The sequence below is a fragment of the Rhizomonospora bruguierae genome (genome assembly GCF_018397995.1).
Taxonomy (GTDB): domain Bacteria; phylum Actinomycetota; class Actinomycetes; order Mycobacteriales; family Micromonosporaceae; genus Rhizomonospora; species Rhizomonospora bruguierae.
On the sequence record NZ_BBQH01000090.1, the window covers coordinates 20,710 to 29,501 of the forward strand.

Genomic DNA, 8,792 nt, shown 5'->3' on the forward strand with positions numbered 1-8,792 from the left:
GCCCCCGGACGGATGTTAAGCCTCAGGCAAACTATAAGGGTTGAGCTAACCATCGCAGGAAGAGCCGCGCATGTCGATCTTCGCAAGGATCAGCCTCGCCAACCGGGGTCTCGTCGCGCTCATCGCCCTCGTGGTGACCGGGTTCGGGGCCTTCGCCATCCCGTCCCTGAAGCAGCAGCTGCTGCCGTCACTCGAGTTCCCCGCGGCGTTCATCTCGGCGCAGTACGTCGGTGCGGGGCCGGAGGTCGTCGAGTCCCAGGTGACGGTGCCGATCGAGAACGCCATCCAGGGCGTCGCCGGCCTGGACAAGGTGACCTCCACCTCCAGCGAGGGCGTGGCGATCATCACGGCGCAGTTCACCTTCGGCACCGACCTGGAGGGCACGGTCAACCGGCTCCAGACCGCGATCAACCGGATCCAGGCACAGTTGCCGGCCGGGGTGGCGCCGCAGGTCTTCGCCGGTAGCACGGACGACCTGCCGGCCGTGGTGCTGGCCGCCGGCTCGGCCGGCTCGGACGAGCGGGAGCTGGTCCACAAGCTGCGCGCCGTGGTCGTCCCCGAGCTGGAGAGCATCGACGGGGTCCGCTCGGTCGACCTGGCCGGCGTCCGCGACGAGCAGGTCACGATCGTGCCCGACCCGGTGAAGCTCGCCGCGGCGAAGCTGGACCCGACCGCCATCGGCACCGCCCTGCGCGCCAACGGCATCACCATGCCGGCCGGCGCGCTCGTCGAGGGGGACAAGACCCTCACGGTGCAGACCGGCACCCCGATCGCCTCCGTGGACGAGCTGCGCGACCTGTACCTGACCCGGCCGAACGGCGCGCCCGTGAAGCTGGGCGACGTGGCGACGGTGGAGCAGCGACTCGCGCCGCCGACCTCGTACACCCGGACCAACGGCCAGGAGAGCATCGGCGTCTCGGTCACCGCGAAGGCCGACGGCAACGCGGTCGCGGTCTCGCAGGAGATCCGCAGCAAGCTGGACCAGCTCGCGAAGGACTCCGGCACCCAGCTCACGGTGATCTTCGACCAGGCGCCGTTCGTCGAGCGGTCGATCAAGAGCCTGTCCACCGAGGGCCTGCTCGGCCTGGTGATGGCCGTGCTGGTGATCCTGGTCTTCCTGCTGTCGGTGCGCTCCACGCTGGTCACGGCCGTGTCGATCCCGCTGTCCGTGCTGGTCGCGCTGATCGCCCTGTGGGTCCGGGACTACTCGCTGAACCTGCTCACCCTCGGCGCGTTGACGATCGCGGTCGGCCGCGTCGTGGACGACTCGATCGTCGTGCTGGAGAACATCAAACGCCATCTCGGGTACGGGGAGGCCAAGCAGCACGCGATCCTCGCCGGCGTCCGGGAGGTGGCCGGCGCGGTGACCGCGTCCACCCTCACCACGGTGGCGGTGTTCGCCCCGATCGCGCTGGTCGGCGGCTTCGTCGGGCAGTTGTTCGCGCCGTTCGCGATGACCGTGACGATCGCGCTGCTCGCCTCGCTGGTGGTCTCGCTGACCATCATCCCGGTGCTGGCGTACTGGTTCCTGCGCCCGCCGCGGGGCGGCGAGAACGAGGAGGCGGTGCGCGCGGCGGCCGAGGAGAAGGAGCGGCGCAACCCGCTCCAGCGCGGCTACCTGCCGGTCATCGGCTTCGCCACCCGGTCCCGGGCCACCCGCTGGATCACCGTCGGGATGGGGCTGGTCGTGCTGATGGGCACGTTCGCGCTCGGGTCCCGGCTGGAGACCAACTTCATCGACGACTCCGGCCAGGACACGCTGAGCATCAGCCAGGAGATGCCGGTCGCCACCAGCCTGGCGGCCACCGACGCGGCCGCGAAGCGGGTCGAGGAGGTGCTGGCCGGCGCCGAGGGCGTGAAATCGTACCAGGTGACGGTCGGCGGCGGCAACTTCTTCATCAGCGGCGCCGGTGGCAGTACCAAGGCGACGTACTCGGTGGCGCTGACGGAGGGCGTCACCGCGAAGGACGTGGAGAACCGGCTGCGCGGCGAGTTCGACCGGCTCTCCGGCGTCGGTGAGATCACCTTCGGCGGTGGCGGCGGGCCGGGCGGCGGCAGCGCCAACCAGCTCGCGGTGGTCGTCAAGTCGGCGGACCAGGCGGTGCTCGCCGAGGCGGTGCAGCAGGTGCGCGGCGCCATGGCGGACACCCCGGACGTGACTGACGTGCAGACCAGCCTGGCGGAGAGCGCGCCCCGGCTGGACGTGAAGGTGGACCGCGCCGCGGCGGCCCGGTACGGGCTGACCGAGCAGGCCGTGGGCGGGATCCTGGCCCAGGCGTTCCGGGGCAGCCCGCTCGGCCAGGTCACCCTCGGTGGCCAGCAGGAGGACGTGGTACTGCACTTCGCCCAGGCGCCGGCCACCGCCGACCAGCTCCGGGCGTTCCCGGTCGGGCCGGTGAAGCTGGCCGACATCGCCGAGGTGACCCAGGTCGACGGGCCGGTCTCGGTCTCCCGCATCGACGGGGACCGCAGCGCCACGGTCACCGGCACGGCGGCCGGGTCCAACCTCGGCGCGGCGACCGCGGCCCTCACGGAGCGGCTGGACAAGCTCACCCTGCCCACCGGCGCCTCGTACGAGATCGGCGGCGTGAGCGCCGACCAGCAGGAGGCGTTCGCCCAGCTCGGTTTGGCGGTGCTGGCGGCGATCGCGATCGTGTTCGTCATCATGGTGGCGACGTTCCGCAGCCTGCTGCAGCCGCTGATCCTGCTGGTGTCCATCCCGTTCGCGGCGACCGGCGCGATCGGCCTGCTGCTGGCCACGGGGACGCCGCTGGGCGTGCCGGCGCTGATCGGCATCCTGATGCTGGTCGGCATCGTGGTCACCAACGCGATCGTGCTGATGGATCTCATCAACCAGTACCGGATCGCCGGGATGGGTGTGCGGGAGGCGGTCGTCGAGGGCGGCCGGCGCCGGCTGCGCCCGATCCTCATGACCGCGATCGCGACCATCTTCGCGCTGCTGCCGATGGCGCTCGGCCTGACCGGCGAGGGCGGCTTCATCTCCCAGCCGCTCGCGATCGTGGTGATCGGCGGGCTGATCAGCTCCACGCTGCTCACGTTGGTGCTGGTCCCGACGCTGTACACGATGGTCGAGCGGACCAAGGAGCAGACGCGCGAGCGGCGGGCGGGCCGGCAGGGGACGGGCCCGGCGCAGCAGCGCGGCGGGTCGGGCGCGTCCGGATCCGGCGGGCCGGTGGCCGGGAAGCCGGCCGGGTACCACCCGACCCACGCGGCAGGCGACCAGCCCGCCGGCAACGGGTCCGCGCCGGTCGCGACGGTGCTGCGGGAGGCGACCGACCAGTTCGAGATCCTGCGGCTGCCGAAGCCGCCCCGGCGGCCCCCGGCCGAGCCGTCCGGCGGGCAGCCGGGCAAGCCGGAGCCGTCGGCGGGCGAGCCACCGGTGGGGGAGCAGCCGGCGACGTAGGTCATCCGGGACGTAGGTCATCCGGCGGGTCCGGTTCCGGCCGGGCCCGCCGCCGCACCCCGCCGGTAGTGTGCCCGTACGTGGCCCCCACCCTTTCGGTCGTTACCCGGCAGGTCGACTTCCGCCGGCTGTTCCTGGCCGAACTGGTGGTCTTCGGCGCGGACTGGTTCGTCATGGTGCCGTTGCTGGTGCTGCTGCCCCAGTTGACCGGCAGCGGCGTCTGGGGCGCCCTCGTGCTGGCCGCCGACACCGGCATCAACGCGCTGCTGCTGCCGCTGACCGGCACCATCGCCGACCGGGTGGACCGTAAGAAGATCATGATGGCGGCGAACACCGCGGCGCTGGTCGGCGTGCTGCTGCTGCTCGGCGTGCGGGGCGCCGGGACGGCCTGGCTCGCGGTGGTCGCGGTCGCCGCGGTGGCGGTCGCCAAGGCGTTCTACTCGCCGGCCGCGTCCGCCGCCCTGCCCAACGTGGTCGACGCCGCCGACCTGGCCGCCGCCAACGCCGTCGCCGGCTCCGCCTGGGGCACCATGACCGTCGTCGGCGCCTCGCTCGGCGGCGTGCTGAGCGCGGCCTTCAGCCCGTACGCCTGCTTCGTGATCGCCGCGGTCAGCCTGGTGGGGGCGGCGCTGCTGGTGTGGCGGATCCGCCGCCCGCTCCAGGCGCCGCGGGAGAGCGACGCCCCGCATCCGCGCACCTGGGCCGCGATCGGCGAGGCCGTGCGCTACATCGCCGCCCGGCCGAGGGTGCTGGCGCTGGTGACCGTCAAGTCCGCGGTCGGCCTCGGCAACGGCGTGCTGACCGTCTTCCCGCTGTTCGCGGGCCTGTTCGGGGTCGGCGCGATCGGCGCGGGCGCCCTGTTCGCGGTGCGCGGCGCCGGCGCGCTGGTCGGACCGGTGCTGACCCGCCCGATCCTCGACCGGCGTTCCCTGCTGCTTCCCGGGCTCGCCGTGTCGATGTCCCTCTACGGGATCGCGTACCTCGGCGTCGCGCTGAGTCCGTGGTTCTGGCTGGTGCTCGTGCTGGTCTTCGTCGCCCACCTAGGCGGCGGCAGCAACTGGGTGCTGTCCAACTACGCCCTTCAGGCCGAGGTGCCGGACCGGCTGCGCGGGCGGGTCTTCGCCACCGACATGATGCTGGCGACCCTGGCCATCTCGATCAGCCAGCTCGGCGCCGCCGCACTGGTCGACTCGATCGACGAGCGGGTGCTGATCGCCGGCAGCGGACTCGTGACGGTGGTGTACGCGATCGGTTGGCGCCTCGCCACCCGCCGCCTCCCCGTCCCCGAACGCGTCGCCGCGTAGCTGCCGATTGGGGCTCGCCGGAGAGGGCGACCGACTGGTATCGTGGTGATATCACTTAGCTATTAGGGGGATGTCATGGAGCGGGCCGCCTTCCGGGTGTCTGGATTCCTCGCACTGATCGGGTTCGTCGTGCTGCTGGCGGTCGCGGGCGTGCTCCTGGCCGCGGCGATCGAATCGCCCGCCCTGGTCGCCGCCGTGGCCGTGGGGTTCGGTCTCGTCCTGGTGCCGGCACTGACCGGGTTCACCGTGGTCAATCCAAACAACGCGCAGGTCGTGCAGTTCTTCGGCCGGTACGTCGGCACGATCCGGGACGCCGGTTTCCACTGGACCTGGCCGATGACCGTGAAGCGCAAGATCACGCTGCGGGTCCGCAACTTCGAAACGGCCCGGCTCAAGGTCTCCGACGCGGACGGCAACCCGGTGGAGATCGCCGCCGTGGTGGTCTGGCGGGTGGTGGACACGGCGAAGGCGGTGTTCTCGGTGGACGACCACATCCAGTACGTGGCGGTGCAGGCGGAGGCGGCGGTGCGGCACCTGGCCACCAGCTACCCCTACGAGGCGCACGACTCGGGCCGCGCCAGCCTCCGGGACAGCGCCGTGGTCAGCGAGGAGTTGACCGCCGAGTTGCGCGAGCGGGTCGAACTGGCCGGCGTCGAGGTGCTCGAGTCGCGCACCACGCACCTCGCGTACGCCCCGGAGATCGCCCAGGCGATGCTCGCCCGGCAGCAGGCCAGCGCGATCGTCGCGGCCCGATACAAGATCGTCGAAGGGGCGGTCGGGATGGTGTCCACCGCGCTGGAGCGGCTCGCGGACCAGCGGCTGGTGGAACTGGACGAGGAGCGCAAGGCGCAGATGGTGTCGAACCTGCTGGTGGTGCTGTGTGGCGACCGGGCCGCCCAGCCGATCGTGAACGCCGGCACGATCTACTGACCCAGTCCCATGGCCGAGCGCAAGAAGCTCCTGCTGCGCCTGGACCCGCAGGTCTACCAGGCCGTGGCCCGGTGGGCGGCGGACGACCTGCGCAGCGTCAACGCGCAGATCGAGTACGCCCTGCGGCTCGCGCTGCGCGCCGCCGGCCGCCCGCCCCGGGCCGAGGCCCCGGCCCCGGCGGACGCTCCCGCCGCCGACCCGCCGTCCTCGGACGGCCCGGCGCCGTCCGAGGACGGGATCGAGCCGCCGGCCGGCGGTGAAGCCCGGGGCGCCTAGAGTTCGGGCGCCCCGAGTTCAGGGCGACCAGGGTTCAGGGCGAGCAGGGCCTGGGGCGGCGGTTAGAGCTGGGGCGGCTGGGCTGGCGGCGTCCAGTTCTGCTGCTGGGGTGGTGGGGGCTGCTGCGGCACATAGGGTGGTGGGGGCTGCGGCACGCCTCCCCACCCCGGCGGCGCCGACGGGGGCAGGTACTGCCCTGGCGCGCCCGGGCCCGGCGTACCCGCCGACCGCCCGTTTGTGATGATCGCCCCGATCAGCAGCCCGATGCCGGCCGTGTGCACCAGCGCGAGCAGGAGCGACATGATCGTCAGCGCCGCGTAGCCGTTGCCCAGCCGGCGGTAGAACTGGGGCAGGGCGGACATCCACAGCACGTTGCCCAGCAGGCCGATCAGCAGGACGCCGAGGCCGGTCAGCCCGAGCGTGCCGCTGCGGCGGGAGAGCCGCTCCCGCCGGGTCAGCAGGAGGACCCCGCCGACCACCAGCACGATCAGCAGCGGCAGTTGCGTCACGAACTGGCCGAGCAGTGCCCCCATGAGTCCCATCGTTCTCCCATCCCGCGGCGCTGCCCTGCGCGCGTCACGACGCCGGGTGGAGGGTAACGGAGGGGGCAGCGTCCCGCGCGGCCCCGCGCTTACCATGAGGCGTGGCACCCACCTTCTTCACCGGTATCGTGCGCGTCCGCGTCCCGGCCACCAGCGCCAACCTCGGCCCCGGATTCGATGCGCTCGGCCTTGCCCTGGCCCTGTACGACGACGTGTCCGCGCAGGTCACGGAGGGCGGGTGCCGGGTGACGATCCAGGGCGCGGGGGTCGGGGAGTTGCCCACCGGCGACGAGCACCTGATCGTGCGGTCGATGTACGCCACGTTCGACGCGCTCGGCGGCCGCCCGCCGGGTCTGGACCTGGAGTGCGTCAACCGGATCCCCCAGGCGCGCGGGCTGGGTTCCTCGTCGGCGGCGATCGTGGCGGGCGTGCTGCTCGCCCGCGAACTGGTCGAGGACGGTGCGGACCGGCTCGACGCGGCCGACGTGCTGCGCCTGGCGGCCGAGCAGGAGGGGCATCCGGACAATGTCGCCCCGTGCCTGCTCGGCGGGTTCACCATCGCGTGGACCGAGGATTCGGGCGCCCGGGCGGTGTCGATACCCCCGGCCGAGGGCGTGGTGCCGACGGTCTTCGTCCCCGACCAGCAGGGGTTCACCTCGGCGGCCAGGGCGGCGCTGCCGCCGGCGGTTCCGCACGCCGACGCCGCGTTCACCGCCGGCCGGGCGGCGCTGCTGGTGCACGCGGTCACCGCCGCCCCGCGGCTGCTCCTCCCGGCCACCGCCGACCGGCTGCACCAGGATTACCGCGCGGACGCCATGCCGGAGACGGACGCCCTGGTCAGCGCGTTGCGTGCGGCGGGTGTGGCGGCGGTCGTGAGCGGGGCCGGCCCGAGTGTGCTGGCGCTGTCCCCGGTACCCGCGGCGGCCCGCCCGGGAATCGGATGGCGCACAGAAGCGTTGTCGGTGGACGTGACCGGAGCGTGGGTCGCGAGGGGTACACTGGGACACGCCGAGCGGGACACTGTTGCCGCAGGTCGGAGAAGTTGATTACGCTCTAGGCCGAGCACAGCCGCGAAGCACGCGATCTCTCTGCGGGGCGGCGCACCCCCGAAGCTTTCGGCGGTCGAACCGTCACACCTCTTGCCTAGGCTCACGCCGTACCGCAGATCGCCGTACCAGGCGAGCCCATCCGCTGGCCGGTGGAAGGGTCCGTTACGGGCGGACGTGCCACACATTCCCGCGACGCACCGCGAGGCGGGTATCCGAGGCCGCCCGGCCACCTCGTGCCATTCCGGGCGACCCCGGCCTATCGAGGGAAGGAATCCATTGAGCGACACCACCGACGTGACGTCGGATGTCACCACCGTCGCTGACGAGCCCACCACCGGCACCGCCCGGCGGCGGCGAGGCGGTACCGGCCTGTCGGCGCTGCTCCTGCCGGAGTTGCAGAGTATGGCCGCGTCCCTCGGCATCTCCGGCACGGCCCGGATGCGCAAGGGTGAGCTGATCACCGCGATCACCGAGCGCCAGGGCGGCGGCGCCGCCGGCGCCCCCCGTCCCCGGGGCGGCGAGGTGGCCGCGGCCGCCGCGCCGGTCCGCGAGGAGGTCCGGGCCGAGGTGGCCCAGGCGCCCGAGGCCCGCACGGAGACGGGCGGGGAACCCGAGGCGCCGCAGCGTAGCCGCCGGGCGTCCCGGGCGGCGGGCCCGCCGGAGGCCCGCACCGAGGCGCCGGCCGAACCAGCGACCGAGGAGCGCACCGAGCGGGGCGACCGCGAGGGCGGGCGCGAGCGCCGGCGGGACCGCACCGATCGGCACGACCGCAACGAGCGGGACGATCGCGGCGAGCGCGCCGAGCGCAACGACCGGGGCGACCGCAACGAGCGCGCCGAGCGTGACGGCGGCCGCAACGATCGCGGCACCGACCGGAGCAACGACCGCGGTAACGACCGCGACGAGGACGATGCCGACGGTGGCCGCCGGGGCCGGCGCAGCCGGTTCCGGGATCGCCGCCGCGGCCGCGGCGAGCGTGCCGAGTCCTCCTCCGGCGGCGGCGAGCCGCAGGTCAGCGAGGACGACGTGCTGGTGCCCGTCGCCGGCATCCTGGACGTGCTGGACAACTACGCGTTCGTGCGGACCACCGGGTACCTGTCCGGCCCGAACGACGTGTACGTGTCGATGGCCCAGGTGAAGCGGTACGGGCTGCGCCGCGGCGACGCGGTGACCGGTGCCGTCCGCCAGGCCCGCGAGGGCGAGCAGCGGCGGGACAAGTACAACCCGCTGGTCCGGCTCGACTCGATCAACGGGATGGATCCGGAGG

The 8,792-nt window shown here is 73.1% G+C and carries 6 protein-coding genes and 1 pseudogene; 6 read left to right on the plus strand and 1 reads right to left on the minus strand.

Annotated elements, in window-relative coordinates; translation table 11 throughout:
• Window positions 1-70 precede the first annotated feature (70 nt).
• From KJS59_RS28545 to KJS59_RS28560, 4 genes and pseudogenes are all read left to right on the plus strand, one after another.
• Window positions 71-3,355: pseudogene (locus tag KJS59_RS28545) on the plus strand (efflux RND transporter permease subunit); the annotation flags it as partial.
• A gap of 149 nt (window positions 3,356-3,504) precedes the next feature.
• Window positions 3,505-4,728: an MFS transporter gene (locus KJS59_RS28550; protein WP_213456706.1), complete on the plus strand. Its 1,224-nt coding sequence runs from the start codon at window positions 3,505-3,507 to the stop codon at window positions 4,726-4,728.
• 75 nt (window positions 4,729-4,803) lie between these two features.
• Complete coding sequence (locus KJS59_RS28555) at window positions 4,804-5,658, plus strand: SPFH domain-containing protein (protein WP_213456707.1); 855 nt, start codon at window positions 4,804-4,806, stop codon at window positions 5,656-5,658.
• Window positions 5,659-5,667: 9 nt separating this feature from the next.
• Window positions 5,668-5,934, plus strand: coding sequence for a hypothetical protein (locus KJS59_RS28560; protein ID WP_213456722.1), 267 nt, complete (start codon window positions 5,668-5,670; stop codon window positions 5,932-5,934).
• Between the two features lie 62 nt (window positions 5,935-5,996).
• Here KJS59_RS28560 and KJS59_RS28565 read toward each other — a convergent pair whose 3' ends face one another.
• Window positions 5,997-6,467, minus strand: coding sequence for a hypothetical protein (locus KJS59_RS28565; RefSeq protein ID WP_213456709.1), 471 nt, complete (start codon window positions 6,465-6,467; stop codon window positions 5,997-5,999).
• Between the two features lie 110 nt (window positions 6,468-6,577).
• Between KJS59_RS28565 and thrB the strand changes: the two genes are divergently transcribed.
• A complete protein-coding gene (gene thrB / locus KJS59_RS28570) occupies window positions 6,578-7,522 on the plus strand; it encodes a homoserine kinase (RefSeq protein WP_213456711.1) in 945 nt (314 codons plus the stop codon).
• Window positions 7,523-7,801: 279 nt separating this feature from the next.
• Window positions 7,802-8,792, plus strand: a 991-nt coding sequence (locus KJS59_RS28575) for a Rho termination factor N-terminal domain-containing protein (protein WP_213456714.1), incomplete at its 3' end; no start/stop codon positions are given.

Coding starts and splice junctions, on each gene's coding strand:
- KJS59_RS28555 (WP_213456707.1), top strand. CDS start 4,804: ATGGAGCGGGCCGCCTTCCGGGTGTCTGGATTCCTCGCACTGATCGGG.
- KJS59_RS28560 (WP_213456722.1), top strand. CDS start 5,668: ATGGCCGAGCGCAAGAAGCTCCTGCTGCGCCTGGACCCGCAGGTCTAC.
- KJS59_RS28565 (WP_213456709.1), bottom strand. CDS start 6,467: ATGGGGGCACTGCTCGGCCAGTTCGTGACGCAACTGCCGCTGCTGATC.